At 69.4% G+C, this 26,039-nt stretch carries 21 protein-coding genes; 11 read left to right on the forward strand and 10 right to left on the reverse strand.

The window, feature by feature from the left end; all coding sequences use genetic code 11:
• Positions 1-17 precede the first annotated feature (17 nt).
• Positions 18-1,163: an aldo/keto reductase gene (locus tag ACG10_RS13670; protein WP_089168636.1), complete on the reverse strand. Its 1,146-nt coding sequence runs from the start codon at positions 1,161-1,163 to the stop codon at positions 18-20.
• Between the two features lie 198 nt (positions 1,164-1,361).
• Here ACG10_RS13670 and ACG10_RS13675 point away from each other — a divergent pair, with 198 nt between their 5' ends.
• The 3 genes from ACG10_RS13675 (at position 1,362) to ACG10_RS13685 (ending at position 3,925) form a co-directional block, all read left to right on the forward strand.
• The gene (locus ACG10_RS13675; protein WP_232487113.1) at positions 1,362-2,252 is read left to right on the forward strand and encodes a DUF6685 family protein; all 891 of its coding nucleotides are present in this window, start codon (positions 1,362-1,364) and stop codon (positions 2,250-2,252) included.
• 40 nt (positions 2,253-2,292) lie between these two features.
• Positions 2,293-3,303 carry an alpha/beta fold hydrolase gene (locus ACG10_RS13680; protein WP_408608444.1) on the forward strand — a complete coding sequence of 337 codons (1,011 nt, stop codon included), beginning with the start codon at positions 2,293-2,295 and terminating at the stop codon, positions 3,301-3,303.
• A 247-nt stretch (positions 3,304-3,550) separates the two neighbouring features.
• Positions 3,551-3,925, forward strand: a complete 375-nt coding sequence (locus tag ACG10_RS13685) for a hypothetical protein (RefSeq protein ID WP_039803174.1) — start codon at positions 3,551-3,553, stop codon at positions 3,923-3,925.
• Between the two features lie 23 nt (positions 3,926-3,948).
• Here the strand turns inward: ACG10_RS13685 and ACG10_RS13690 are convergent, their stop codons facing one another.
• On the reverse strand, positions 3,949-8,805 hold the full coding sequence (locus tag ACG10_RS13690; protein WP_089168639.1) for an NAD-glutamate dehydrogenase: 4,857 nt from the start codon (positions 8,803-8,805) through the stop codon (positions 3,949-3,951).
• Positions 8,806-9,085: 280 nt separating this feature from the next.
• Here ACG10_RS13690 and ACG10_RS13695 point away from each other — a divergent pair, with 280 nt between their 5' ends.
• From ACG10_RS13695 to ACG10_RS13725, 7 genes are all read left to right on the forward strand, one after another.
• Positions 9,086-10,045 carry an AAA family ATPase gene (locus ACG10_RS13695; RefSeq protein ID WP_089168640.1) on the forward strand — a complete coding sequence of 320 codons (960 nt, stop codon included), beginning with the start codon at positions 9,086-9,088 and terminating at the stop codon, positions 10,043-10,045.
• A complete protein-coding gene (locus tag ACG10_RS13700; protein WP_089168641.1) occupies positions 10,045-11,001 on the forward strand; it encodes a DUF58 domain-containing protein in 957 nt (318 codons plus the stop codon). The genes ACG10_RS13695 and ACG10_RS13700 overlap by 1 nt, the downstream gene beginning before the upstream one ends.
• Positions 10,998-11,489, forward strand: a complete 492-nt coding sequence (locus tag ACG10_RS13705; RefSeq protein WP_089168642.1) for a DUF4381 domain-containing protein — start codon at positions 10,998-11,000, stop codon at positions 11,487-11,489. Before ACG10_RS13700 ends, ACG10_RS13705 begins: the two co-directional genes overlap by 4 nt.
• Complete coding sequence (locus ACG10_RS13710; RefSeq protein ID WP_089168643.1) at positions 11,482-12,489, forward strand: vWA domain-containing protein; 1,008 nt, start codon at positions 11,482-11,484, stop codon at positions 12,487-12,489. Before ACG10_RS13705 ends, ACG10_RS13710 begins: the two co-directional genes overlap by 8 nt.
• Entirely contained in the window at positions 12,486-14,231 is a 1,746-nt protein-coding gene (locus ACG10_RS13715; protein WP_089168644.1) for a VWA domain-containing protein, read from the forward strand. Before ACG10_RS13710 ends, ACG10_RS13715 begins: the two co-directional genes overlap by 4 nt.
• Positions 14,228-15,862 (forward strand): BatD family protein, encoded by a 1,635-nt coding sequence (locus ACG10_RS13720; protein ID WP_089168645.1) that lies wholly within the window; start codon positions 14,228-14,230, stop codon positions 15,860-15,862. The genes ACG10_RS13715 and ACG10_RS13720 overlap by 4 nt, the downstream gene beginning before the upstream one ends.
• An 89-nt stretch (positions 15,863-15,951) precedes the next feature.
• On the forward strand, positions 15,952-16,692 hold the full coding sequence (locus ACG10_RS13725) for a hypothetical protein (protein WP_089168646.1): 741 nt from the start codon (positions 15,952-15,954) through the stop codon (positions 16,690-16,692).
• Positions 16,693-16,800: 108 nt separating this feature from the next.
• On the opposite strand, the gene ACG10_RS13730 is transcribed toward ACG10_RS13725, so the two are convergent.
• The 4 genes from ACG10_RS13730 to ACG10_RS13745 form a co-directional block, all read right to left on the reverse strand.
• Positions 16,801-18,297, reverse strand: a complete 1,497-nt coding sequence (locus ACG10_RS13730; protein ID WP_039803157.1) for an acetyl-CoA hydrolase/transferase family protein — start codon at positions 18,295-18,297, stop codon at positions 16,801-16,803.
• A gap of 182 nt (positions 18,298-18,479) precedes the next feature.
• On the reverse strand, positions 18,480-21,137 hold the full coding sequence (gene pepN, locus ACG10_RS13735) for an aminopeptidase N (protein ID WP_089168647.1): 2,658 nt from the start codon (positions 21,135-21,137) through the stop codon (positions 18,480-18,482).
• Positions 21,138-21,211: 74 nt separating this feature from the next.
• Complete coding sequence (locus ACG10_RS13740; RefSeq protein WP_089168648.1) at positions 21,212-22,039, reverse strand: DUF2797 domain-containing protein; 828 nt, start codon at positions 22,037-22,039, stop codon at positions 21,212-21,214.
• Positions 22,039-22,302, reverse strand: a complete 264-nt coding sequence (locus ACG10_RS13745) for a YeaC family protein (protein ID WP_039803150.1) — start codon at positions 22,300-22,302, stop codon at positions 22,039-22,041. The genes ACG10_RS13740 and ACG10_RS13745 overlap by 1 nt, the downstream gene beginning before the upstream one ends.
• A gap of 265 nt (positions 22,303-22,567) precedes the next feature.
• Here ACG10_RS13745 and ACG10_RS24760 point away from each other — a divergent pair, with 265 nt between their 5' ends.
• A complete protein-coding gene (locus ACG10_RS24760) occupies positions 22,568-23,182 on the forward strand; it encodes a cold-shock protein (RefSeq protein ID WP_089168649.1) in 615 nt (204 codons plus the stop codon).
• A gap of 21 nt (positions 23,183-23,203) precedes the next feature.
• Here ACG10_RS24760 and ACG10_RS13755 read toward each other — a convergent pair whose 3' ends face one another.
• The 4 genes from ACG10_RS13755 to ACG10_RS13770 form a co-directional block, all read right to left on the reverse strand.
• Positions 23,204-23,419, reverse strand: coding sequence for a SlyX family protein (locus ACG10_RS13755; protein ID WP_169531523.1), 216 nt, complete (start codon positions 23,417-23,419; stop codon positions 23,204-23,206).
• Positions 23,416-23,841: an HIT family protein gene (locus ACG10_RS13760; RefSeq protein ID WP_039803144.1), complete on the reverse strand. Its 426-nt coding sequence runs from the start codon at positions 23,839-23,841 to the stop codon at positions 23,416-23,418. Before ACG10_RS13760 ends, ACG10_RS13755 begins: the two co-directional genes overlap by 4 nt.
• Positions 23,842-23,949: 108 nt before the next feature.
• The gene (locus ACG10_RS13765; protein WP_089168650.1) at positions 23,950-25,368 is read right to left on the reverse strand and encodes an ATP-binding protein; all 1,419 of its coding nucleotides are present in this window, start codon (positions 25,366-25,368) and stop codon (positions 23,950-23,952) included.
• Positions 25,368-26,027: a response regulator gene (locus ACG10_RS13770; RefSeq protein WP_089168651.1), complete on the reverse strand. Its 660-nt coding sequence runs from the start codon at positions 26,025-26,027 to the stop codon at positions 25,368-25,370. The genes ACG10_RS13765 and ACG10_RS13770 overlap by 1 nt, the downstream gene beginning before the upstream one ends.
• Positions 26,028-26,039: the final 12 nt, after the last annotated feature.

Here is a 26,039-nt window from a genome sequence, read left to right on the forward strand (position 1 = left end):
CCCATCGGCGCGGCACCTCAGGCCTGAGCGGGCACCGGCGCGTTCGGCGCGATCAGTTGCTCGCGCTTGAGCGCTTCCCAGAACTCGCCGGGGATCGCGATCTGCATCGACTGCACGTTGGCCTGCACCTGCTCGGGCGTGCGGGCGCCGGGGATGACGGCGGAAACCAGCGGATGGGCGGCGGCGAACTGCAGGGCGGCAGTGCGCAGGTCGATGCCGTGGCGCTCGGCGACCGCCATGATCCGCGCGCGCTTCTCCGGCGCCCAGGCAGGAACGCTGCCGGCGTAGAGGTAGCGGTCACGCCCGGCCAGGTAGCCGGCGAGCAGCGGCGCGCCCACCACCACCGAGACGCCGCGCCTGGCGAGCTGCGGGAAGGTCTTGTCGAGCGCCTCCCGATGGTCGAGCAGCGAATACTGGCAGGCCAGCAGGAAGATGTCCGGATCGCCGGCCTCCAGCGCCCGCAGCGCCGGCGCGGGATGGTTGACGCCGAAGCCCCAGGCCTTGATCAGACCCTCCCTGCGCATCCGCGACAGCTCCGGGATCGCTCCCCTGGCCGCCTGCTCGAAGTATTCGCTCCAGCGCTCGCCCATATCGCGGTTGTCGGGCGACAGGTCGTGGATGAACACGATGTCGAGGTACGAGACGCCGAGCCGCTGCAGGCTGTCCTCGATCGAGCGGCGTACGCCCTCCGCGCTGTAGTCGTAGCGGTAGGCGAAGGGCGAAGGCTCCTGCCACATCGTCTTCGGCGGGCTGTCGGTCGCGCTCAACAGGCGGCCCACCTTGGTCGACAGCACGTATTCCTCGCGTTTCAGGTCGTGCAGGAAGTGGCCGAAGCGGCGCTCGCCGAGGCCCAGGCCATACCAGGGCGAGGTGTCGAAATAGCGGACCCCGGCCGCGAAGGCGGCCTGCAGCGTGGCCTGGCTCTGCTCGCCGCTGGCCGGCGCGAAGCCGTTGCCGATGGCCACGCCGCCCAGACCGATGCGACTGAACGGACGAAACTTGCCGCCGGCGATCGGCGCGTTGGTCGGTACCGGTCCGCTGCCTGGCGTACCCGGGGTCGGCAGCAGCGACCCGGGGCCCTGTGCCTGCGCGAACAGGGGCGAGGCCGCCAGCACGGCGGTCCCGGCTGCGACGGCGGAAAGAAGTTGACGGCGTGTGCTCATGACGAATGCTCCTCCTGAAGCTGATGATGGATAGGCAAATCCCTGTGCTTTCCGACAGCGGGGCCGGAAAAAATTCGTCGGCGCCGTTTCATCTGTGACACGGCTCGATTGCAGGACTCGACACCAGCACTCAGGGTAGGCACCTGCCCGGTCATCTGCCAAACTGCCCGCCCCAGCCTGTCAATGGATCGTCCAAGCATGTCTTTCCTGCCACCGAGCCTCGTCGCACTCGCCCAGCGCCTGGGCCTGGGCCCGGGGAGGCATACGCCACGTCAGCTGCTGCACAAGGCCCGCGCGCTGCGCCTGCCCTTCCAGCCGCTGCCGCCGGTGCAGGAAAGCATCTGGTGGCAGGCCGACCCGCCCCTGCACCGGCTGGTCGAGCTGCCACGCGACGCCCTGTCCGGGCCGGTCCAGGAGGACAAGGCCGCAGCCCGCACGGTGCTGATGCGCCTCGTCGAGCGGGAACAGCGCAGCCTGGACGGCATCGACCTGCGCCAGGTCGACGGCCTGGTCGGCAAGGACCCGCAGGCCGCGCAGTACGACGGCCTCGAGGCCTACAGCGCGACCCCCGAATGCCGCGCCGTGCGGATCATCGGTTACAAGGACTTCGTGCGCACCCTCGGCCAGGCCGTGGCCGGCTTTCCCGAGGCCGGCCGCCTGCAGCTGCGCCAGGCCGGCTGGCGTGGCGAACGGCTGTTCTGGGCCGGCGAGCCGCAACAACTGGCGGCCTTCGCCGCGGCCGTCGCCTATGCGCGGCGGCGCGGCCTGGAGGTCGTCCAGCCTGCCGAGCTGACCCGCTACCGGCTGAGCGAAAGCGGCCTGGCCGGCCTGCGCCGGCGCTACCACGTGCTGGCCATGCCGGCGCAGGCCTGGAGCGATCCGGCCTTCATGGGCCTGCTGCTCGACCAGGGCATGCCCTATGCCCGCCTCGCCCTGCTTCGCCGCAGCGGCGCCCCCGAGTTCCTCCTGCTGCCCCGCCGCCATCCGGCGGCCAACGCCCTCGGCGAAGGGCTCTACCAGGCCGGCGCACCGGACGTGACCGGCTTTCTCGCCGGGCTGCTGCCGGCCGCGGACAGCGCGCCCGGCTGAGCCCGCCAGCCACCGCCCCAAGGAGATGTTCATGAAGGAGCTGTCCCTGTCCCGCCGCTCGTACCCCGCCCTGCTGGCCCTGAGCCTGCCCGCCGCCATGGCGGCCGAGTCCCCGCTCTACGGCCCCGAGCTGGAAGGCTTCGACTACCCCCACCCGGTCCAGTACTTCACCCTCGAATCCCAGGGCCAGTCGCTGAAGATGGCCTACATGGACGTGCAGCCGGCCGAACCCAACGGCCACACCCTGGTCCTGCTGCACGGCAAGAACTTCTGCGCGGCGACCTGGGAAGGCAGCATCGCCGCCCTGTCCAAGGCCGGCTACCGGGTGGTGGCGCCGGACCAGATCGGCTTCTGCAAATCCAGCAAGCCTGCGCACTACCAGTACAGCTTCCAACAGCTGGCGGCCAACACCCGGGCGCTGCTGGAATCCCTGGGCCTTGCGCGCTACAGCCTCATGGGCCACTCCATGGGCGGCATGCTCGCCACCCGCTTCGCCCTGCTCTATCCCAAACAACTGGAGCGCCTGGTGCTGGTCAATCCCATCGGCCTGGAGGACTGGAAGGCGGTCGGCGTGCCCTACCGCACGGTGGACCAGTGGTACGCCCGCGAACTCGAGACCAGCGCCGAGGGCATCCGCAACTACCAGCTCAGCACCTACTACGCCGGCCAGTGGCGCCCCGAGTTCGACCGCTGGGTGGAGATGCAGGCCGGCCTGTTCCAGGGGCCGGGCAAGCAGCGCGTGGCGTGGAACTCGGCACTGACCTACGACATGATCTACACCCAGCCAGTGTACTACGAGTTCGAGCAGCTGAAGGTACCGACCCTGCTGCTGATCGGCGAGAAGGACAACACCGCCATCGGCAAGGACGCGGTGGCGCCCGAACTGCGCCCGCTGCTCGGCGACTATCGGCGGCTGTCCTGGGAAGCGGCCAAGCGCATTCCCGGAGCCACCCTGCAGACCTTCGCCGACCTCGGCCATTCCCCGCAGATCCAGGCGCCGGAGCGCTTCCACGAGGCCCTGCTGCAGCAGCTGGCCAAACCGGCCGAATAGCCGGCCGCCCCCGGGCCTGCCCCGGCGGCCCGGCATCGCCCCGCCGAGAACAGCGCCCTGGTCGGCTCCAGACACTAGTTTCCCGCGGCATTGGTCAAACCTTTTTTTACTCTCCCGGTCGTAATTGCACTCGCCTCAGGTAAAGTGGCGGGGTGCGGAAACCGCTCGCGGCGTGGCTTTCCTGGCCGCAGCCGGTATCCGCCAGCTGTTAGGGACATGGACTGTGCTCGACAAGGAGATGTTTGCAATGGCCAGACAATGGCGAAAGACCGGCCTGCCATTCAGATTCAAGCCGGCCAACCGGATCGTGGATGCCCCTCCCGCCCCGGCAGATACCGCCCCCCCCCGGGGAACCGCCACCCTCGCCAAACTGTGCAGCCTGGTGGTCGACCTGATCCGCGGCAAGCGGGTATGGGTGAGTACCGAGGAGCGGGAGGCGCTCTCGCCGATGATCGATCTGGGTTATCTGCAGTGCGAAAGTGGTTTCCAGGAGTCCTCCACCCACTTCCTCTGCCACTGCTCCCACCCCACGCTCTTCGAGTTCTATTTCTTCTACCGCTGGCTGCCCGAACACGGCCAGCGCTTCCGCCCCCGGCGGGAGCTCTCCAGCCAGGCTCGCTGAGCCGACGCCAGCGGGGCCATTCTTCAGGCCCCGCGCGCGCCGCTCTGCGCCAGATCCGCCAGCTCGCGGTTGACCACCGCGAACATGGCATAGTCCGCGCCACCGGCCGCGCGCAGCTCGGCCAGGGTCGCCCGCCAGCGCTCGACCGCCGGCTGGTTCTGCTCCAGCCAGAGCGCTACCCGCGCCTCGATATCCTCCGGACCGTCGACCATCTGCAGCAGGGCGATGGTAATCGCCCGCTGCTGCCAGTCCATGTCGTCGCGGAACGCTTCCCGGGCCAGCGCCTGCCACTGATTCTCGACCGGCAGGTTGGTGATCTGCTGCAGGTACCAGGGCAGCTCCAGGGCGCCGCCGACGGCGAAGTGCGCGGTCGCCACCACCGCCGGCTCGCGCCCGGTGACGTCGGCCGCCTCGAGGATCGGCAACAGGGTGTAAAGGTAGCCGGTGCCGGCGACCAGCCGTGCCAGCAGCTCCGGCACCCCGGCCTCGGCATAGGCGCGGTAACGCAGCTGCCACTGCTTGTGAGTGCTGCCTTCGAGCAGCTCGTCGAGCTTGAGGCCGAGGGCGGCGACCTGCGGGCCGAAGTGCGCCACGTCGCGGGCGGCGTCCAGCTCGCCGCGGCGATTGCGCAGGAACCAGCGGGTGGCGCGCCGGCCCAGGCGGGTCAGCTCGTCCATCAGGGTCAGCTGCAATTCGGCAGGGACCTGGTGGTCCAGCGCCTCGATCTGCCGGAACCAGTACGGCAGGTGGAAGATGTCGCGGACGATCACATAGGCCTCGGCCACCGCCGCAGCATCCATGCCGGTGGACTCCTTGAGGCGCTGCACGAAGGTGATGCCCATGTGGTTGACCAGGTCGTTGGCGATCTGCGTGGCGACGATCTCCCGGCGCAGCCGGTGGCTGCGCATCAGCGCGCCGAAGCGCTCCACCAGCAGCGTCGGGAAGGCGCTCTCCATGTCGCGGATGAGGTAGTCGTCGTCCGGCACCCTGGAGTCCAGCAGCGACTCCTTGAGGTCGATCTTGCTGTAGGAGATCAGCACCGCCAGCTCCGGGCGGGTCAGGCTGGTGCCGCTGGCGAGGCGCTCGGCGAGCTGCTCGTCGGAGGGCAGGAATTCCAGGGCGCGATCCAGCCGCCCGTCATGCTCCAGGGCGTCGATCAGCCGGCGGTACTCGCCCGGATGCAGGCGCGCGCGGCGCTCGGCCAGGGACAGCGCCTGGGTCTGCTTGTAGATGTTGTTCAGCACCAGCTGGGCCACCGCATCGGTCATCTCGTGGAGCAGCTGGTCGCGCTGCTTGCCGGTCATGTCGCCGGCGGCGAGCACCTTGCCGAGCAGGATCTTGATGTTCACCTCGTGGTCGGAACAGTCAACCCCGCCGGCGTTGTCGATGAAGTCGGTGTTGCCGGCGCCGCCCTTGAGGCAGTATTCGACCCGGCCGAGCTGGCTGAAGCCCAGGTTGCCGCCCTCGCCCACCACCTTGGCGCGCAGCTCGCTGCCGTTGACCCGCACCGCGTCGTTGGCCTTGTCGCCGATGTCCGCGTGGCTCTCCTGGCTGGACTTCACGTAGGTACCGATGCCGCCGTTCCACAGCAGGTCGACCGGCGCCCTGAGCAGGGCGCTGATCAGCTCGGCGGGAGTCAGCCGCTCGGCGGCGATGGCGAAGCGCTCGCGCATCTGCGGGCTGATCCGGATGCTTTTGGCGCTGCGCGGGAACACCCCGCCGCCGGTCGAGATCAGCGCCGTATCGTAGTCGGCCCAGGAGGAGCGCGGCAGCTCGAACAGCCGGCGCCGCTCGGCGAAGCTCTGCGCCGGGTCCGGCTCGGGATCGACGAACACGTGGCGGTGGTCGAAGGCCGCCAGCAGGCGCACGCTCTGCGACTGCAGCAGACCGTTGCCGAACACGTCGCCGGACATGTCGCCGATGCCGATCACGCTGATCGGGTCCTTCTGCACGTCGATGCCGCGCTCGCGGAAATGGCGCTGCACGGCGACCCAGGCGCCGCGGGCGGTGATACCCATCTTCTTGTGGTCGTAGCCGCTGGAGCCGCCGGACGCGAAGGCGTCGCCGAGCCAGAAGGCGTAGTCGGCGGCGATGCCGTTGGCGATGTCGGAGAAGCTCGCCGTGCCCTTGTCGGCGGCCACCACCAGGTAGGGGTCGTCGCCGTCGTAGCGCAGCACGCTGGCCGGCGGCACCACCTCGTCTTCCCTGAGGTTGTCGGTGACGTCCAAGAGGGCCGAGACGAAGATCCGGTAGCAGGCGATCGCCTCGGCCTGGATCTCGTCCCGGCTGCCGCCGACCGGCAGGCGCCGCGGCACGAAGCCGCCCTTGGCGCCGACCGGCACGATCACCGCGTTCTTCACCTGCTGGGCCTTGACCAGGCCGAGCACCTCGGTGCGGTAGTCCTCCTCGCGGTCCGACCAGCGCAGGCCGCCGCGGGCCACCTTGCCGCCGCGCAAATGCACGCCCTCGACCCGCGGCGAGTAGACGAAGATCTCGAAGCGCGGCACCGGCCGCGGCAGCTCGGAGAGCGCCCGCGGGTCGAGCTTGAGGCTGAAGTGGCTCTTGGCCTGGCCGGCGGCATCCGGCTGGTAGAAGTTGGTGCGCAGGGTGGCCTTGATCAGCTCTAGGTAGCGGCGCAGGATGCGGTCCTCGTTGAGCACCTCGACCTTGTCCAGGGCGCCGAGGATGGCCTGCTCCAGGCGCTGCTGCTTGTCCTCCAGGTCCTCGCCGGCGATGCGCCGCGCCAGGTAGAAGCGGGTGCGGAACAGGCGCACCAGCTCGCGGGCGATGTCGCTGTGGTTGAGCAGGGCGGCGGCGACGTAGCCGAGGTCGAAGCCCAGGCGGACCTGCTTCAAATAGCGGGCGTAGGCGCGCAGCAGGCCGACCTCGCGCCACGGCAGCGCGGCGCTCAGCACCAGGCGGTTGAAGGCGTCGTTCTCGGCGTCGCCGCGGACGATGTGGATGAAGGCGTCCTGCAGGGTGTCGTTGAGCTGCTGGAGGTCCACCTCCGCCCCGCCGGCGCAGGTGAAGGAGAAGTCGTGGATCCAGAACTCGCGGCCGTCGCGGCGGCGCAGCGGGAAGGGGAACTCGCCGAGCACGCGCAGGCCGAGGTTCTCGAGGATCGGCAGGACGTCGGACAGCGGCAGCGGGGTGTCCGGATGGTAGATCTTGCCGTGCAGTTGCTGGTCGCCCTGGCGCAGCGGCTGGTAGAAACTCATCACCAGGGGCCGCTCGTCGCCCAGGGAGAGCAGGTGCTGCATGTCGACCACCGCCGAGTGGGGCGCGAAGCGCTCCCGGTAGCCGGCCGGAAAGCCCTGCGGAAAGTCCGCCAAAAGGCCGGTGCCCTGGGCCTCGCCGAAGCTCTCCACCATCAGGCTGGCGTATTCGTCCCGCCAGGAGCGGCAGGCGCGGATCATCTCCTGCTCCAGGCGCTGGGGATCGAAATCCAGCCGTACCTTGGGATCGACGCGCAGGATGAACTGCACCCGGGCCAGGATGGATTCGGAGAAATACACCCAGAACTCGCAGTCGCTGGCCTTCAGGCGCTCCATCAGCAGCTGCTGCATCTTCTGGCGGATCTCCGTGGAGTAGATGTCCCGCGGCACGTAGGCCAGGCCGTAGACGAAGCGCCCGTAGGGGTCCTTGCGCAGGAACAGGCGCAGGCGGTTGCGCTCCTGGATCTGCACGATGCTGATCGCGGTGCGCAACAGCTCGTCGAGGGGCGTCTGGAACAGATCGTCGCGCGGCAGCACCTCGAGCACCTGGCTGAGTTCGCGGGCCAGGTGACTGGTGCTGTCGAAGCCGGCGCGCCGCTCGATCTCCGCGGCCTTGCGGCGGATATAGGGGATGTGGCGGACGCTCTCGTTGTACACCGAAGCGGTGTACAGGCCCATGAAGCGGTACTCCCGGATCACCCGGCCGGCCTCGTCCAGCTCGCGCAGGGAGATATAGTTGGGATAGGCCGGGCGGTGCACCCGCGCCGGCTGCGAGGCCTTGGCGAAGGACAGCAGCAGCGGCTCGCGCAGGTAGCTGAGGGCTTCCGGCTCGATCTGCAGCCAGGCAGGATCCAGTCCCGTGCGCAGAAGCTTGCTCAGGCCCAGCAGGGAACGCTCGTCGTAGACGATGCGCCCGCCGCCGTCCGGCATGTCCGCCACGCTGAACTCCTCGTAGCCGAGGAAGGTGAAATGGTCCTCCAGCAGCCAGCGCAGGAACACCTTGATCTCCGCCAGCTCCTCGGCGCCCACCTGGAGCTGCGCCCGCTCCAGCCAATCCAGCAGCGCCCGCATGCAGGAGGTCATCGGCTCGAAGTCGGCGACCGCCAGGCGCACCTCGCCGAACACCGCCTGTATCGCCTGCTCCAGCGCGCGCTGCTCGCCCAGGCTGGCGCAGCGGTCGATCTCGGCGGCGATCAGCGCCTCCTGGCGCACCCCGTCGCCACGGCTGCCGCGAGGCAGGATCTCCAACAGCTCGCCGGCGGCGTTGCGGCGCACGCCGAACACCCCGCCCTGCAGGCTGTGGATGCCGTGGCCGTGACGGTTCAGCTCCATGCGCAGCGAGTCGACCAGAAAGGGCATGTCCAAGTGCAGCACCTCGACCACACTGTGGCTGGACAGCCAGCCGTGCTTCTCGTAGTCGGGATTGAAGACCGTCACCTCCGGCTGCGCCGGGTCGAAGCGCTCGAGCAGGCGCCAGGCCGACAGGGTGCTGCCGACCAGGTCGGGCAGGCGCCGCTCGGTCAGCTCGTCGAGAGCGGTCATGGCGAAGAACTCTTCGGCGAACAGCATCACCTGCGGCAGCAGCCGCTCGTCCAGCTGCGCCCCCAAGGCGGCCTGCAACTGCACCAGGAAATCGGCCTTGCTGTCGGCCGTGAAGAACGCCATGGTCGTACTCCTGAAAGGGTTCCTGCATGCAGCATAGGCGGCCCCGGCCCCCTCTCCATGCCGGCCCGCTGCCCGAGCGCGGGCCACGCCGGGCGCGCCATGCCGATCGCTCGCAGCTTCGGCGCCGCGTGCTCATCTACAATCGCCTCGATGCGACCACCCGGGAGGAGGACTGATATGGCCATCGGTACGGCAGCGCGGCGCCAGGTTTTGTTTTAAAGTGGCGCCCGCTGCCCTGTGGCAGCCAAGACCTGCGGTCCTTTTGCGGAAGTGTAGAGAGATGGATCACCGAGAAGCGCTAGTGGCACTGCGGCAATACCTGGCCGGCCAGATCCTCGGCCAGGAAAAGCTGATCGACCGTCTGCTCGTCGCCCTGCTCGCCGACGGCCACCTGCTGGTCGAGGGCGCCCCCGGCCTGGCCAAGACCAAGGCGATCAAGGACCTGGCCGAGGGCATCGAGGCGGAATTCCATCGCATCCAGTTCACTCCCGACCTGCTGCCGGCGGACATCACCGGTACCGAGATCTACCGCCCGGAAACCGGGAGCTTCGTCTTCCAGCAGGGACCGATCTTCCACAACCTGGTGCTGGCCGACGAGATCAACCGCGCCCCGGCCAAGGTCCAGTCGGCGCTGCTCGAGGCCATGGCCGAGCGCCAGGTGTCGATCGGCCGGCGCACCTACGAGCTGTCGCCGCTGTTCCTGGTGATGGCCACCCAGAACCCCATCGAGCAGGAAGGCACCTACCCGCTGCCCGAGGCCCAGCTCGACCGCTTCCTCATGCACGTGAAGATCGGCTTCCCGGACGCCGCGGTGGAACGCAAGATCCTCCAGCAGGCCCGCGGCGAGGCGCTGCACGGCGAGACCAAGCCCGAGCAGCGGCTCAGCCAGCAGGCGATCTTCGCCGCGCGCAAGGAGATCCTCGGCCTGTACATGGCCGATGCGGTGGAGGAATACCTGGTGCAGCTGGTGATGGCCTCGCGCACGCCGGCGCGCTTCGACGCCGAGCTGGGCGAATGGCTGACCTACGGCGCCAGCCCGCGCGGCTCCATCGCCCTCGACCGCTGCGCGCGCGCCCACGCCTGGCTGGCCGGACGCGACTTCGTCAGCCCGGAGGACATCCAGACGGTGCTGTTCGACGTGCTGCGCCACCGCCTGATCCTCTCCTTCGAGGCCGAGGCCGCCGGGGTCGACCAGGACCGGGTCATCCAGCGCATCCTCGACGTGGTGGCGGTGGCCTGATGCAGCCGCAGGCGGCAGGCGGACCACGCCCGGCTCCGGACGGCATCCGGGTGAACCTGGCCGAGCTGATCGAGATCCGCCACCGGGTGCGCGAGGTGCAGCTGTTCTCCAGCACCGCCCGGCGCAGCATGCTGCTCGGCGCGCACCACTCGCGGCTGCGCGGGCGTGGCGTGGACTTCGACCAGGTGCGTGTCTACCAGGCCGGCGACGACGTGCGCAACATCGACTGGCGGGTCACCGCGCGCACCCAGGAACCGCACACCAAGCTGTTCCACGAAGAACGCGAGCGGCCGATCTTCATCCTCGTCGAGCAGAGCCGGCAGCTGTTCTTCGGCTCCTCGCGGCAGTTCAAGTCGGTGCTCGCCGCCCAGGCCGCGGCGCTGATCGGCTGGGCCGCCCTGGAGCACAACGACCGGGTCGGCGGGCTGGTGTTCGGCAGCAGCGCGCCCCACGAGATCAAGCCGCGGCGCAGCAAGCAGAGCCTGCTGCAGCTGCTCAACCGCCTGGTGCGCGCCAACCATGCGCTGCACGGCGAACTGCCGGACGAGCCGGACGGCTTCGGCCTGGCCCTGCGCCGCGCCCGCGAGGTGCTGCGCCCGGGCAGCCTGGTGGTGGTGCTGTGCGACGAGCGGGCGCTGTCCGACACCGCCGAGCGCCAGCTGCTGCTGCTCGGCCGGCACAGCGAGCTGCTGCTGCTGCCGCTCTCCGACCCCCTCGACCATGCCCTGCCCGCCGCCGGCCTGCTGCGCTTCGCCCAGGACGGCGCGCAGCTGGAGCTGGACACCCACGACAGCGCGCTGCGCCAGGCCTACCACGCCCTCGGCCAGGCGCGCCAGGCGCGCTGGCAGCGCCTCGCCGAACGCCTCGGCAGCCTGCTGATGCCGCTCAGCACCCAGTTCGAGCTGGTCGAGCAGCTGCGCGAGCGGCTGCAGCCGCGGCCGGCAGGCCAGCCATGAACCCGCTCGACAACCTGCAACCGCTGATCCCCCCGCCGGCCATTCGCTGGTGGCCGCCGGCGCCTGGCTGGTGGCTGCTGGCGCTGGTCGCCCTCGTCTCCCTCGCCGCCTTCTGCTGGCTGCAGTGGCGGCGTCCGCGCCGGCGCGCCGAGCCGACGCCGGCGCAGGTCCTCGACCCGCTGCGCGTCGCCGCCCTGGAGGAGCTGGCGCAGCTGCGCAAACCCTACGACGTGCCGGCCGGCCCCTGGCTGCAGCAGCTCAACGCGCTGCTCAAGCGCCTGTGCCGCGCCCACTACCCGGACAACCACAGCCACACCCTGAGCGGCCGCGCCTGGCTGGCCTATCTCGACAGCCGCTGTCCGGCCGCCGGCCTGACCCGCTGGATGATCCTGGTGGAAGGCGGCTACCGCGCCGAGTGCCGGCTCGACGACAAGGCCATCGACGGGCTCTACCAGTCCGTGGAAATCTGGATCCGCCGGCATGTTTGAATTCGTCTGGCCCTGGGTCTTCCTGCTCGCCCCGCTGCCCTGGCTGCTGCGCCTGCTGCTGCCGCCGGCCGACAGCGGCGAGGCCGCGCTCAAGGTGGCCTTCCTCGATGAACTGGAGAGTCTCAGCGGCCGCCGCGCCCGCCTGCGCCTGCCGGGCTGGCGGCAACAGGCGCCTTTCGTCCTGCTCTGGCTGCTGCTGCTCACCGCCGGCGCCCGTCCCGAATGGGTCGGCGAACCCCTGCCGCTGCCCACCAGCGGCCGCGATCTGCTGCTGGCAGTGGATGTTTCCGGCTCCATGGAATACGCCGACATGCAGTGGCAGGACGAAACCATCAGCCGCCTGGAGCTGGTCAAGCGCCTGCTCGGCCAGTTCATCGAGGACCGCCGGGGCGACCGCGTCGGGCTGATCCTGTTCGGCAGCCAGGCCTACCTGCAGGCGCCGCTGACCTTCGACCGGCAGACCGTGCGCACCTGGCTGGAGGAAGCCATGATCGGCATCGCCGGCAAGAACACCGCCCTCGGCGACGCCATCGGCCTGGGCCTCAAGCGCCTGCGCCTGCGCCCGGCGCAGAGCCGCGTGCTGGTGCTGGTCACCGACGGCGCCAACACCGCCGGCGAGATCGACCCGCAGGTCGCCGCCCGCCTGGCCGCCGAGGAAGGAGTACGCATCCATACCATCGGCATCGGCGCCGATCCCCGGCAGAACGGCCTGCCCGGCCTGCTCGGCCTGACGCCGGGGCTCGACCTCGACGAGCCGACCCTGCGCGCCATCGCCGAACAGACCGGCGGGACCTATTTCCGCGCCCGCAGCACCGAGGAGCTGCACGCCATCGAGGAAACCCTCGACCGCCTGGAGCCGGTCGCCCAGCCGCCGAGCCAGGCACGCCCGGCCCGTCCGCTGTACCCCTGGCCGCTGGCCGCGGCGCTGCTGATCGGCCTGCTGCCGGTGGCCCGCACCCTGTGGCCGCCGCGCGCCCGTCTGGGCGGAGCACGCCGATGAGCGTCCTCTGGCCACACTGGCTGCGCCCCGGCTGGCTGCTCCTGCTGCCCCTGCTCGCCTGGCTGCTCTGGCGGCTCTGGCACCGCGAGCGGCGCGCCGGCCGCTGGGAGCTGCTGCTGCCGCCGGCCTTCCACCCGGCGCTGCTCGGCGCGCGCGCCGGGCGCGGCAGCCGCCTGCCGTGGATCGCCCTCGGCCTGGCCTGGCTGCTCGCCCTGCTGGCCCTGCTCGGGCCGAGCTGGCAGCGCATCGAGCAGAGCACCCTGAAGCGCGCCGACCCGCTGGTGGTGCTGCTCGAGCTGACCCCGAACATGCTCGCCGGCGACGTCGCGCCGAACCGCCTGGCGCTGGCCAGGCACAAGCTGCTCGACCTGCTCGCGGCGCGCCAGGAGGCACAGACCGCGGTGGTCGTCTACGCCGGCAGCGCACACACCCTGGTGCCGCTCTCCGACGATCTGGAAACCATCCGCAACCTGCTGGATGCCCTCGCCCCGCCGATCATGCCGGTCGCCGGGCGGCACGCCGACCTTGCCGTGGCCCGCGGCCTGGCCCTGCTCGAACAGGGCGCCCAGGGCCGCGGCCAGCTGCTCTTGATCGGCAGCGAACTGGACGAACAGGAGCGCCAGGGCATCGCCCGGGCACTCGGCGGCGACGGCGAACGCCTCGCCATCCTCGGCATCGGCAGTCCCGGCGGAGCGCCCATCGCCCAGGAGGACGGCACCTTCCTCAAGGACGACCAGGGCGCCATCCTCCTCGCCCGGCTGGACAGCGCCGGCCTCGCGCGCTTCGCCGACAACCTCGGCGGGCGCTACCAGAGCGTCAGCCTGGACGACCGCGACCTGCGCCAGCTGGGCCTGCTGGCGGGTCCGCAACTACTGCGCGAGGGCGACCAGACGGCGCGCTTCGACGCCTGGGCCGACCAGGGCCACTGGCTGCTGCTGCCGCTGCTCCTGCTGGCGGCCTGCGCCGGCCGGCGCGGCTGGCTGCTCGCCCTGCCCCTGCTGCTCGTCCTGCCCCAGCCCGGCCAGGCCTTCGAGTTCACCGACCTGTGGCTGCGCCCCGACCAGCAGGGCCGCATCCTGCTCCAGGCCGGCCAGCCGGACGAGGCCGCACGGCGCTTCGCGGACAGCCAGTGGCAGGGGCTGGCCCTCTACCAGGCCGGCGACTACGCCGCCGCCGCCGAGCGCTTCGCCCAGGGCCAGGGTGCCGCCGCCCACTACAACCGCGGCAACGCCCTGGCCCGGGCCGGCGAGCTGGAGGCCGCGCTGGACGCCTACGAGCGCGCCCTGGAACTGCAGCCGGCGCTGGAACCGGCACTGCACAACAAGGCCCTGATCGAGGAACTGCTGCGCCAGCGCCAGCAGCAGGCGCCGCCGCCGGACGCCGACAGCGCTGCCGAGCAGCCATCGGGCCAGCCAGGCCAAGACAGCCCGTCCGGGCAGAGCAGCGGGCAGAACGACGGCCAGGCGGATACGCCCGCGCCCGGAACGAGCGAGGACGCCGCGGCGGACAGCGCACCGGCGCAGCCGGGAGCGCCCGGAACGGCCCAGGACGGAGCGCAGGCCACGGGCGAGGCGCCGCCAGGCTCCGGCCAGGTCGCCGAGGCGACCCCGGAGGAGCCGTTCGCCGCCGAACGCCGCCAGGCCCTGGAACAGTGGCTGCGGCAGATCCCGGACAATCCCGGCGAGTTGCTGCGGCGCAAATTCTGGTACGAACAGCAACAACACCGGGAAGCCAGCCCATGATCCGCCTGCTCTGCACCCTCCTGCTCTGCCTGCTGGCCTGGACGGCCCAGGCCGAGGAGTTCACCGCCCGGGTCGACCGCACCCGCCTCGGCGCCGGCGAAACCCTCGAGCTGACCCTGGAAAGCAGCGATTCCACTCCGCTCGGCAAGCCGGACCTAAGCCCTCTGGATGAGCACTTCGAGGTGCTCGGCACCCGCCAGGTCAACCGTCCAAGCAGCACCGCCGGCGACTCCCGCAGCACCACCCAGTGGATCGTCACCCTGCAGCCGAAGCGCCGCGGCCAGGTGACGATCCCGCCCCTGCGCCTGGGTGACCGGCAGACCCGGGCAATCGTCCTGCAGGTGCAGAAAAGCGAGGTGGACAGCGACCCGGCCAGGCTGGCGCCGGTGTTCATCGACGCCACCCTGGACCGGGAAAGCATCTACGTGCAGGCCCAGGTCGTGCTCACCCTGCGCATCTACCATTCGGTGTCGCTCTACGACGACAGCAACCTGAGCCCGCTGCAGATGGCCGATGCCCACATCGAGGCGCTCGGCGCGCCACGCACCTACGAAACCAGCGTCAACGGCGTGCGCCACGGGGTGATCGAGGTGCGCTACGCGCTGTTTCCCCAGCGCAGCGGCGAACTGCTGATCCCCGCCCAGTCCTTCACCGCCACCGAGGTCAGCCGCGCCCCCGGCCGCGACGGCCTGCTGCCCTTCGGCCCGCACAGTGGCCGGCAGATCCGCGTCGAGTCGCCGGCGATCCCCCTGACGGTCCGGGCCAAGCCGGCCGAATACCCGGCCGACGCACCCTGGCTGCCGGCGCGCGCCCTCGTCCTGAGCGAGAACTGGAGCCCCGCGCCGGAACAGGCACGGGCCGGCGATTCGCTGACCCGCCAACTGACCCTCAAGGCCGACGGCCTGAGCGGCGCCCAACTACCGCCGCTGGCCAGCCTGCCGGTCGAGGGCCTGCGCCGCTATCCGGACCAGCCGCAGCTGACCGATCAGCCCGGCGAACGCGGCCTGATCGGCAGCCGCGAGGAGCGCGAGGCACTGGTGCCGACCCGCGACGGCCGGATCGAACTGCCGGCGCAGGAAGTGGTGTGGTGGAACACCGTCCACGAACGCCTGGAGCGCACCCGCCTGCCGGCGCGTACCCTGGTGGTGGAGACGAACCCGGAACTGGCCGCGGAACCGCCGCAGACCCTCGACGCGCCCCTGGCCCTGCCCGGCCAGCCGCTCTGGCTCTGGCAGCTGGCCAGCGCCCTGCTGCTCTGCACCACCCTGCTCGGCTTCGGCCTCTGGTGGCATGCCCGCCGCCAGCCGGCGATCCGCAGCGCCGTCGCCGGGCCGAGCCCGCGCAGCCTGCTCGACGACCTGCGCCGCGCCTGCCAGGCCAACGACACCCAGGCAACCCGCCAGGCCCTCGACGCCTGGGCCCGCCAGCAACCGGAAACCCTCGCCGCCATGGCGGCGCGCTACGTGCCCCTGTCCGCCGCCCTCGACGCCCTGAACGGCGCGCTCTACAGCGAGAGCGGCCAGTACTGGCAGGGCGACGACCTCTGGCAGGCGATCCGCGACCTGCCGCCGGCCCTGCAGTCGGGCACACCCCGCGAGCCGAGCCAGTTGCCGCCGCTGTATCCGCGCTGAGCGACGCGTGCGGCGGCGTGACGCGAGTCGCGACGGCCACAGGCCGTTGCCCGCTAAGCTGCCGACCCCACATTGACGAGCGGCGACGGGTGAAGATGGACATGACACGCAAACATCTCGATTTCTGCATCGAAGAGGCGGGATGCTTGCTCTGGGTCGCCCCCAGAAGCCTGGGCGGCCTCTCTGCAGCCGAACTGGGACAGGTATGGATGGGAGGGCATCGGGAGGTCACGACCGAAGAGCTCGTCCGCCGGGGCGCCATGATGCCCCTGGCCCTGTACCAGGACGATGGGTACGTGGTGCGCTTCATCCTCGGCGACCTGAGCGAGCAGGAAGCCAGCGCGTGGACCTCGCGCGCCATCTGGAAGCTCGACGTTCCCTGTGGAGAGATCCTGGTCTCCGGCGTGCTCACGCCCGATTTCCAGGCAGAGTTCGCGACCATGGTGCCGGCCGAAGCCAACGGCTCGTACTGGCTGGGCGCGTACATCACCGTGCCGCCCGGTGCTTACCTGGTCGAGATCCATGGCTATCCGCCAGGCGATCTCTCGGGGGGCTGGGGAACGATCACCGAGCCGCGGATGTTCGGCCCCCACCCCGGCATACAGCCGGAGAAACCGCTCGAATACTGGTGGCGTACGCACCCGGACGAGACGCCACCGGGGTGGATGGCCGACGAGCCCGAAGAAGGAGGCTCATACGTAGACTTCATCATTCGGCTTTCGCCGTTGGAGGGCGAGATGGCGGAACCGGCTCTCGAAGAGGATGGCTGCCTGCAGTGGGAGTTTCGCAAGCCGGATATTTGCCCGGCCGGGATTCGCTCCACCCTCTGAGCTGTCCCCATCCAGGCCCGGTCCCCGATCGATGCCCTGGCACTCTCCAGCAAAAAGAAAACCGCGGCTCGGAGGCCGCGGTTTTCAGGGTCGAGCGAGTGTCAGGCGTTAGCCTTTGGCCAGCATGCTGCCGCGCTCTTCCAGGTTGATGTGCCACTCCAGGGCTTCGCGCAGGATGTGCGGGGTCTGACCGCCCTTGGCGCAGGCGCGCTCGAAGTAGTCGTTCAGCGCGGCGCGGTAGTCCGGGTGCACGCAGTTGTCGATGATGGCACGGGCGCGCTCGCGCGGCGCCAGGCCACGCAGGTCGGCTAGGCCCTGCTCGGTCACCACGACGTCCACGTCGTGTTCGCAATGGTCGACGTGACCGACCATCGGCACCACGCTGGAGATCGCGCCGCCCTTGGCGATGGACTTGGTGACGAAGATCGAGGTGTGGGCGTTACGGGCGAAGTCGCCGGAACCACCGATGCCGTTCATCATCTTGGTGCCGCCAACGTGGGTGGAGTTCACGTTGCCGTAGATGTCGAATTCCAGCGCGGTGTTGACGCCGATGATGCCGAGGCGGCGGGCGATTTCCGGCAGGTTGGAGATTTCCTGCGGACGCAGCACCAGCTTGTCCTTGTACTTCTCCATGTTGCCGAACACGCGCTTGCCGCACTCTTCGGAGAGGGTCATGGAGCAGCCCGAAGCGAAGTCCATCTTGCCGGCGTCGATCAGCTCGAAGGTGGAGTCCTGCAGCACTTCGGAGTACATGGTCAGGCCGCTGAAGTCGGACTTCAGCAGGCCGCACATCACGGCGTTGGCGATGGAGCCGATACCGGCCTGCAGCGGCAGCAGGCTCTTGGTCAGGCGACCGGCGGCCACTTCGCGCTCCAGGAAGGCGATCAGGTGGTCGGCGATGGCCTGGGTCTCGTCGTCCGGCGGGGTGACGGTGGACGGCGAGTCCGGGGTGTCGCAGATCACGACGGCAGCAATCTTGGCCGGATCGACCGGGATGGCCTTGGTGCCGATGCGGTCGTCGACATTGATCAGCGGGACCGGACCGCGGCCCGGACGGGCAGCCGGAATGTAGATGTCGTGCAGACCTTCGAGGTTCAGGTTGTGGGCCAGGTTGATCTCGACGATCACCTGCTTGGCCTCGGCGACAAAGCTGGCGGAGTTGCCCACGGAGGTGGTCGGCACGATGTGGCCTTCCTCGGTGATGGCGACGGCCTCGATCACCGCGATGTCCGGAGCCTTGATCTGCTTGGAGCGCATCTGCTCGACGGTTTCCGACAGGTGCTGGTCGACGAACAGCACCTTGCCTTCGTTGATCGCCTTGCGCAGGGTGTTGTCCACCTGGAACGGCATGCGGCGGGCCAGCGCGCCGGCTTCGGTCAGCTTCTTGTCCAGATCGTTGCCCAGGCTGGCGCCGGTGACCAGAGAGATCTTGCGCGGCGAGCTGGTGGCCAGCTTGGCCAGCGCCAGGGGCACTGCCTTGGCTTCGCCGGCGCGGGTGAAACCGCTCATGCCGACGGTCATGCCGTCCTGGATCAGCGCTGCGGCTTCGTCGGCGCTCATGATTTTTTCCAGAAGGGAGGGCAGGCGAATACGATCTGAATACATGGGAGCTTCTCGGAGTCAGGTTGACGACGAGCCCGAGTCTTATGCATTTGCGACAATTTGGCTTCCCGACGAAAGTCGGGGCCGTACGAAAGTCGAATGGAAGAAATTCGCCGACGTTCGCCTGCAAAGCGCAGCGCTTCGGCCCTGCCCTTCCGCTCCCGGGAAAGGCAGGGCCGCAGGCCCTAGACCAGGCTCTTGCTGACCACTTCGTAGACGTCGCCGGACAGCTCGCCGGAGGCGAGGATGCGCTCCAGCTCGGCCTTCATCAGCGCCTGGCGCGACGCGTCGTACTTGCGCCAGCGGGTCAGCGGCGCCAGCTGACGGGCGGCGATCTGCGGGTTGAGGGCATTGAGCATGATCACCTGGTCGGCGAGGAAGCGGTAACCCTGGCCGTCGGCGCGGTGGAAGTTGACGTGGTTCTGGTTGGCGAAGGCGCCGATCAGCGCGCGCACCTTGTTGGGGTTCTTCAGGGTGAACGCCGGGTGCTCCATCAGCGCCTGCACGCGCTCCAGACCGCCGGGCAGCGGGCAGCCGGCCTGCACGCCGAACCACTGGTCCATGACCAGCGGATCGTCCTGGAAGTAGTCGGCGAACAGCACCAGCGCCTCGGTCTTCTCGGCCTCGAACGGCGAGTTGACCAGCACCGCCAGGGCGGCGAGGCGCTCGGTCATGTTGTCGGTCGCCTGGTACTGGTCCTGGCAGGCCGCCAGCACTTCGGGCCTTTCGCTGAGCATCAGGTAGGACAGCGCGATGTTCTGCAGGGCACGGCGGGCGAAATGTTCGGCCGAGGCGACGTAGGGACTCTGCCGCGACAGCTCGCGGTTGGCCTGGTAGCGCTGCCAGAGCGGCTCGTACAGGGCGCTGGCGATCTCGCGGCGGGCGAACTCGCGGGCCGCATGGATGGCCACGACGTCGGCCACCGCGCTGATCTCGATGAGATAGGCCTCACCCGGCAGGGAGAGCATTTCGGCGACCATCGCCTGGTCCAGGCTCTGGTTCTCCAGCACGCTCTTCAGCGCCACGAGCAGGCGTCGGTCGAGCACCAGGGATTCGCCGCGCTGGTGCTGGCCGACCAGCTCCTGCAGCACCTGCACGGCGAGCTGCTGGCCGGCCTCCCAGCGGTTGAAGCCGTCGGAGTCGTGCTGCATGAGGAACATCAGCTGGTCGCGGCTGTACGGATAGACCAGTTTGACCGGCGCGGAGAAGCCACGCAGCAGCGACGGCAGCGGCTGCTCGGGAATGCCTTCGAAGGTGAACGACTGCTCGGCGGCGTTCACCGCCAGCACCCGGCTGGTGCCGGCCGCCTCGCTCTCGCCGGCCAGGCGCAACGGCAGTTCGCGGCCCTGGCCGTCGAGCAGCGCCAGCGCCACGGGAATCACCAGGGGCTCCTTGTGCGCCTGGCCGGGGGTCGGCGGGCAGCTCTGGCGGAAGGTCAGGGTGCAGGTTCCGGCCTTCGCATCGTACTGCTCGGCGACCTCCAGGCGCGGCGTGCCGGCCTGGCCGTACCAGCGCTTGAACTGGGTCAGGTCGACGCCGTTGGCGTCCTCCATGGCCTTGATGAAGTCGTCGCAGGTCACCGCTTGGCCGTCATGGCGCTGGAAGTACAGGTCGCTGCCCTGGCGGAAGCCCTCGGCGCCGAGCAGGGTGCGCAGCATGCCGACCACTTCGGAACCCTTCTCGTAGACGGTCAGGGTATAGAAGTTGGAGATCTCCATGTAGGAGTCCGGGCGCACCGAGTGGGCCATGGGGCCGGCGTCCTCGGCGAACTGGTGGGTGCGCAGGTAGGCGACGTCCTCGATGCGCTTGACCGTGGCGGAGTTCATGTCGGCGGAAAAACCGGCGTCGCGGAACACGGTGAAGCCTTCCTTGAGCGACAGCTGGAACCAGTCGCGGCAGGTCACCCGGTTGCCCGACCAGTTGTGGAAGTACTCGTGGGCGACGATCGCCTCGACCCGCTGGTGGGCTGCGTCGGTGGCGGTCTCGGCCTTGGCCAGCACGGCGCTGGAGTTGAAGATGTTGAGCCCCTTGTTCTCCATGGCGCCCATGTTGAAGTCGTTGACCGCGACGATCATGAAGATGTCCAGGTCGTACTCGCGACCGTAGGCCTCCTCGTCCCAGCGCATGGAGCGCTTGAGGCTGTCCATGGCGTGTTGGCACTTGTCGATGTTCTCCGGCTCGACATAGATGCGCAGGGCCACATTGCGGCCGCTCATGGTGGTGAACTCATCCTCCACGCACCAGAGGTCGCCGGCGACCAGGGCGAACAGGTAGGCCGGCTTCCTGAAGGGATCTTCCCAGGTCGCCCAGTGCCGGCCGTTGTCCGCGCTGCCGCTGGCCACCGGGTTGCCGTTGGAGAGCAGCACCGGGTAGCGCTGCTGCTCGGCGCTCAGCGTGGTGGTGAACCGGCTCATCACGTCCGGGCGATCGAGGTAGTAGGTGATCTTGCGAAAGCCCTCGGCCTCGCACTGGGTGCAGAACATCCTGCCGGACTTGTAGAGGCCCTCGAGCGCGGTGTTGCTTTCCGGGTGGATGCACACGCGGGTTTCGACGACGAACTCGGCTTGCGGCGGCTGCAGGGTCAGGTGGCTGTCGTCCACCTGGTACTCGTGGGCGCCCAGCTCGCGGTCGTCGAGGACCACCGACAGCAGCTCCAGCTGCTGGCCGTCCAGCACCAGCGGCGGCAGGCCGGCGCCGCGCGCCGGGTTGCGGCGCATCGCCAGGCGCGCATGCACCAGGGTGCGGTCCTCGTGCAGCTCGAAGCTCAGGTGGGTCTCGTCGATCAGGTACTCCGGCGCCTGATAGTCCTTGAGGTAGATGGTTTTCGGCTGTTCGGTACGCATCGCGTTCGGCTCCGTCGATATCCGCTCTCCGGGGGACAGCGGGATGGGATGAGGGGATGAAAGACTGGCCGGACTCAGGCCGAGACCGCCAGCTGGTAGGCCGTGTACTTGCGGATGTTGATCACCCCGACGTCGAAGATCAGGTACTGACCCTTGATGCCCTGCAGGATTCCCTCCACCACCGGCGTCTTGTCCAGGTCGAGGCTGACGATCTTCCCGGGGTAGCTCTCCACCGGATAGCGGATCTCCACCGGCTCGGCATCGTTCAGCGGCTGGATCGCCTGCAGGCCGAAGCGCGCCTGCAGGGCTTCGAGGCCCTCCCGGCAACTGTCGAAGAGCTGCTCACGGACGGCCGGCAGATCGACCGGCGCGGCCTCGCCCTTGAGCAGCGCGCGCCAGTTGGTGCGGTCGGCGACCTGGCTGCGCAGAAGGTCCTCCACCAGACCGGACTGCTGGCGGGTGGCGACGCGCAGGATCGGCAGCGCCTGGCAGGCGCCCTGGTCGAGCCAGCGGGTCGGCACCTGGCTGGCCCGGGTGATGCCGACCTTGACGCCGGAGGAGTTGGCCAGGTAGACGACGTGCTCGGTCATGCAGAAGCGCTCGCCCCAGGCCGGGTCGCGGCAGGTGCCGAGGGCATGGTGGCACTTCTCCGGGCTGACGATGCAGCTGTCGCACTGCGGCAGCTTCCTGAAGCAGGGGTAGCAGTAGCCCTGGCCGAAGCTCTTGGCGGTCCTGCGCCCGCAGTGGCTGCAGTGGATCGCGCCCAGGTACTCCAGGCGCAGCGGCTGGCCGATCAGCGGATTGACCGGCACCTGTGCCTCGCCCAGACGCAGGGCGTACTGCACCGGGGCGTCGAGGCGCGCCGCCATCTTGTCCAGTGCGCCGCGGGCGAGCTCGGCCATCAGTGCAGGGTGTCCGAGGACTTGAACAGCAGGTTGGGAATCGGCTCGCCGCTGGACTTGCACTTCTGCTCGCCCATGTAGCCGGTGCGCTCCTCTTCCGGCAGGTTGCGGATCTCCCAGGCGATCATCGCCTGCAGGCTCAGCTCCTTCTGTTCCTGGGTCAGCTTGCGGCCATCCGGCCATTTGCCGATTTCCACCGCCAGCTTGAGGCTCTGGTAGATCTCCGGGGTGATGTTCTCGATCATTGCTTCAAAGGACGACATGGCAGGCTCCTGCAGGATTCTGCCTGCATTCTAACCCAGAGCCATGCGGACTGCCCCGCGCCCGGCCGCCCGAAAGATTGCCGGAGACTGCACGGCTACTGTGCCCCAGCGCATGAAACGCGGTCGCCGGCGAGTCGATAATCGGCGGCCGCGCAGCGCGCGTATTTTCGCAATGGCACCCGGCCGGATCGGGCAACACCCAGCCCTCGATCGTCTATGTATTTACCGGTCCTGACTTTTTCATCGTTATCGTGAGTCATCGAACATGCTGAAGATCCTTCACCTCGCGACAGGAAGCATGGCCCTGCCGCTATCGCTCGTTCCCGCCTTCGACAGCGAGGCCCTGCCCTTCCTGCAGCAGGCCAATGCCCTCTACCTGAACCTGTTCGGCCTGCTCAACCTGCTCCACGCGCCCGGCGCCGAGCGTTTCCCTCGCCCGGCGCAGCGGCTGGTCTCGGCCCTGCTGATATCGAGCGTGGCGATTCAGGCGCTGATCCTGCTGATGCCGCTGGAGTCCAGCGGCGGGCAGCCGGCCGTGCTGTTCAGCCTGTCCTGCGCGGCTGCCGGGGTGCTGCTGCATCTGGGCCTCAACCTGGGCGGGCGCGCCGCGCCGCAGCAGGAGCAGTTCCAGGCCGACGGGGAAGACGAACCGCAGTGGAGCGACCGCGAGATCGGCACGGTGAAGTGGTTCAACAGCGCCAAGGGCTTCGGCTTCATCGCCCGCAATACCGGAGAGGATGTGTTTGTGCACTTTCGCGCCATTCGCGGCGAGGGGCACCGGGTGCTGGTCGAGGGCCAGCGGGTGGAGTTCAGCGTGATCCGGCGCGACCGGGGACTGCAGGCCGAGGACGTGATCGCCAGACCACGTCCCCGGCGCTGAGGCAAGGCTGGCGCGCCCTGCTCAATAGTGCGGTGGCGGCGCCTCGTCGTCGTCCACCGAGCCGAGTTCGTCGACCAACTCTTGCTGGCGTTTGGCCAGCGCTTCCAGCTGCATCTGCAGCCGCTCGACCACCCGCTGCTGGGCGACCAGCACATCGTTCAGCGCCTGAATGGTGTCGTCCTGGAAGGCCAGGCGGGTTTCCAGATCGTTGATGCGCGTTTCCAGGTCCATGTTCAATCCTCGCTGAAGCGAAAGTCCCCGGTCAGCACCAGGCGCAGCTTGTCGCGGATCGCGGCGATCTGCGCATCCGTGTAGGGCAGCGCCGGATGCTTCCCCCACACCGGCGCCGGCCAGGCGTCGTCGTCGCGCCGGCGCACGATGACGTGCATGTGCAGCTGGGAAACCACGTTGCCGAGAGCGGCCACGTTCATCTTGTCGGCGCCGAAGGTGTCCTTGAGGGTTTCCGCCAATTCGCAGGTTTCCTGCCAGAGGGTCCGCTGGTCCTCGGCATCGAGCTGGAACAGCTCGACGACCTCCTCCCGCCGCGGCACCAGGACAAACCAGGGATAGCGGGCATCCTTCATCAGCAGCAGACGGCAGAGCGGGAAGTCGCCGATGGGCAGGGTGTCCTGTTGCAAACGTGAATCCAGAGCGAACATGACCGATCTCCTTGTTCGGATTCAAAGTGGATCTTAGCAAGCCGCCGGAGAATCACCGCACCCGCTCATCACGCGAGGCTGGCAGCCCGCCATAGCTGCGCAGCATAGCTAACGGGGCAGGCGAACGGAAACCTCCAGCCCGCCGAGGGGCGACTCGTCTAGGACGATCTCGCCGCCGTGCAGCTCCACCGCCCGGCGCACGATGGACAGCCCGAGCCCGGCGCCCTGCCCTGCGCCGGCGCGGAAGAAGCGCTCGAACACTTTCTCGCGCAGTTCCGGCGCAATCCCCGGGCCGCTGTCCTGCACGCGCAGGCGCAGGCAGTCCGCATCAGCTTCGAGCAGCAGCCGGATGCAGCCGCCCTCCGGGGTGTACTGCACGGCGTTGGCGACCAGGTTCTGCACCAGGATCGCCAGGCTGGGCGCATCGCCGCGCAGCTCGTAGCCGCCCGCGCCGGAGGTTTCCAGGGTCAGCTCCTGCTCCCTGGCCAGCGCCAGCGGCGTCAGCTCGGCCAGCTCGTTGCGCAGGAAGGCGGCCAGGTCGAGGCTGGCCATGTTCGGCTGCACCGCCGCCGGCTCCAGACGGGCCAGCGCCAGCAGTTGCCCGACCACCCGGGTCGCCCGCTCGACGCCCGGCCCCAGCTGGCGCAGCGCCTCGTCGCGGTCGACCGGGTCCGGCGCCTCGAGGGCGTTCTGTGCATGGATGCGCAGCACCGCCAGCGGCGTGCGCAGCTCGTGGGCGGCGGCGGCGAGCAGCTGGCGCTCGCGCTCCAGCAGCTGGGTGAGCTGCAGCAGCAGGCGGTTGAGCGCCGCCATCACCGGCTCCAGCTCCCGCGGCAGGGGCGCCAGCAGCAGCGGCGCCAGGTTGTTCGGATCGCGCGCCCTGATCAGCCCGACCATCCGCTCGAGCGGACGCAGCCCGCAGCCGATCGCCAGCCAGACCAGCAGCGCCAGCAGCGGCAGGCCGAACAGGTCCGGCATCAGGCTGCGCTTGGCGATCTTGCCCGCCAGCTCGCCGCGCACATCCTCGCGCTCGCCAACCAGGATCCAGCGCCGGTCGACCCGGTCGTGGAGGGCGAAGACCCGCCAGCGGAACGGCTCTAGCTCCAGCAGGTGATAGCCGATCAGCCGCTCGTCGGCCAGGCCGGCCGGCACCTCCGCCAGCAGTCTGGAAAACAGGGTGTGCGCGGCGCTCGCCGAATGCAGCAGCAGCTGGCCCCGCTCGTCGAACACCTGGAAGGCCAGCTTGCCTTCGTAGCGATGGCCCAGCGACAGCGCCCCGTGCCCGCCCGGCAGGGTCTGCATCGCCAGTGCCTCGTCGAGCATGGCCTGCAGCTCCCCGCGCTCGCGCTCGAGCATTTCGCGACCGACCAGTCCGGCGAGCAGCCGGGCGGTCTGCGCCAGCTGCGCATCGAACAGTTCCTCGATCTCGTGCTGGGCATCCCGGTAGCTCTTGTAGGAGATCAGCGACAGGGACAGGGTCAGCACACCGAGGACGAGGAACAGGGTGCGGGCACGGATCGAGCGCATCAGGGCCTGTCCACCATGTAGCCGACGCCACGCACCGTGCGGATCAGCTCGGGGAAGAACTTGCGGCGCAGGTGGTGGACATGCACCTCCAGGGCGTTGCTTTCCACCTCCTCGCCCCAGCCGTAGAGCGCCTGCTGCAGCCGGTCGCGGGTCAGCACCCGGCCCGGCTGCGCCAGCAGCTCGTGCAGCAGCAGGAACTCCTTGCGCGCCAGGGCGATGTCCCGCCCCTGGTAGCTGACCGCCTGGCTCTGCGGATCTAGGCAGATACCGCGGTGCTCCAGGACCGGCTGCGGGCGATTGAAGCTGCGCCGCAGCAGCGCGCGCAGCCGCGCCTTCAGCTCGGCGACGTCGAACGGCTTGACCAGATAATCGTCGGCACCGGCATCCAGCCCGGCGATGCGCTCGCTGGTCGCGTCGCGCGCGGTCAGCACCAGCACCGGCAGCGGATTGCCTGCGGCGCGCAGGCGCCGCAGCAGCTCCAGCCCGTCCAGCCGCGGCAGGCCGAGATCGAGCACGCAGAGGTCGAAGCTCTCGCAGCCCAGCGCATGCAGCGCCGCGGCGCCGTCCTGCAGCCAGTCGACCGTGTAGCCCTCGGGCTTGAGCGCGGTGCGGATGCCCTCGCCCAGCGCCGCATCGTCTTCCACCAGCAGAATGCGCATGTCCCGGTCGTC

Origin of the sequence: Azotobacter chroococcum, from assembly GCF_002220155.1 — a bacterium.
In the GTDB taxonomy this organism is placed as follows: domain Bacteria; phylum Pseudomonadota; class Gammaproteobacteria; order Pseudomonadales; family Pseudomonadaceae; genus Azotobacter; species Azotobacter chroococcum.

Bases quoted from the DNA above. Each gene is read 5' to 3' on its own strand.
- ACG10_RS13670 (WP_089168636.1), bottom strand. From the start codon at position 1,163: ATGAGCACACGCCGTCAACTTCTTTCCGCCGTCGCAGCCGGGACCGCC.
- ACG10_RS13675 (WP_232487113.1), top strand. From the start codon at position 1,362: ATGTCTTTCCTGCCACCGAGCCTCGTCGCACTCGCCCAGCGCCTGGGC.
- ACG10_RS13685 (WP_039803174.1), top strand. From the start codon at position 3,551: ATGGCCAGACAATGGCGAAAGACCGGCCTGCCATTCAGATTCAAGCCG.
- ACG10_RS13690 (WP_089168639.1), bottom strand. From the start codon at position 8,805: ATGGCGTTCTTCACGGCCGACAGCAAGGCCGATTTCCTGGTGCAGTTG.
- ACG10_RS13695 (WP_089168640.1), top strand. From the start codon at position 9,086: ATGGATCACCGAGAAGCGCTAGTGGCACTGCGGCAATACCTGGCCGGC.
- ACG10_RS13700 (WP_089168641.1), top strand. From the start codon at position 10,045: ATGCAGCCGCAGGCGGCAGGCGGACCACGCCCGGCTCCGGACGGCATC.
- ACG10_RS13705 (WP_089168642.1), top strand. From the start codon at position 10,998: ATGAACCCGCTCGACAACCTGCAACCGCTGATCCCCCCGCCGGCCATT.
- ACG10_RS13710 (WP_089168643.1), top strand. From the start codon at position 11,482: ATGTTTGAATTCGTCTGGCCCTGGGTCTTCCTGCTCGCCCCGCTGCCC.
- ACG10_RS13715 (WP_089168644.1), top strand. From the start codon at position 12,486: ATGAGCGTCCTCTGGCCACACTGGCTGCGCCCCGGCTGGCTGCTCCTG.
- ACG10_RS13720 (WP_089168645.1), top strand. From the start codon at position 14,228: ATGATCCGCCTGCTCTGCACCCTCCTGCTCTGCCTGCTGGCCTGGACG.
- ACG10_RS13730 (WP_039803157.1), bottom strand. From the start codon at position 18,297: ATGTATTCAGATCGTATTCGCCTGCCCTCCCTTCTGGAAAAAATCATG.
- pepN (WP_089168647.1), bottom strand. From the start codon at position 21,137: ATGCGTACCGAACAGCCGAAAACCATCTACCTCAAGGACTATCAGGCG.
- ACG10_RS13740 (WP_089168648.1), bottom strand. From the start codon at position 22,039: ATGGCCGAGCTCGCCCGCGGCGCACTGGACAAGATGGCGGCGCGCCTC.
- ACG10_RS13745 (WP_039803150.1), bottom strand. From the start codon at position 22,302: ATGTCGTCCTTTGAAGCAATGATCGAGAACATCACCCCGGAGATCTAC.
- ACG10_RS24760 (WP_089168649.1), top strand. From the start codon at position 22,568: ATGCTGAAGATCCTTCACCTCGCGACAGGAAGCATGGCCCTGCCGCTA.
- ACG10_RS13760 (WP_039803144.1), bottom strand. From the start codon at position 23,841: ATGTTCGCTCTGGATTCACGTTTGCAACAGGACACCCTGCCCATCGGC.
- ACG10_RS13765 (WP_089168650.1), bottom strand. From the start codon at position 25,368: ATGCGCTCGATCCGTGCCCGCACCCTGTTCCTCGTCCTCGGTGTGCTG.
- ACG10_RS13770 (WP_089168651.1), bottom strand. From the start codon at position 26,027: ATGCGCATTCTGCTGGTGGAAGACGATGCGGCGCTGGGCGAGGGCATC.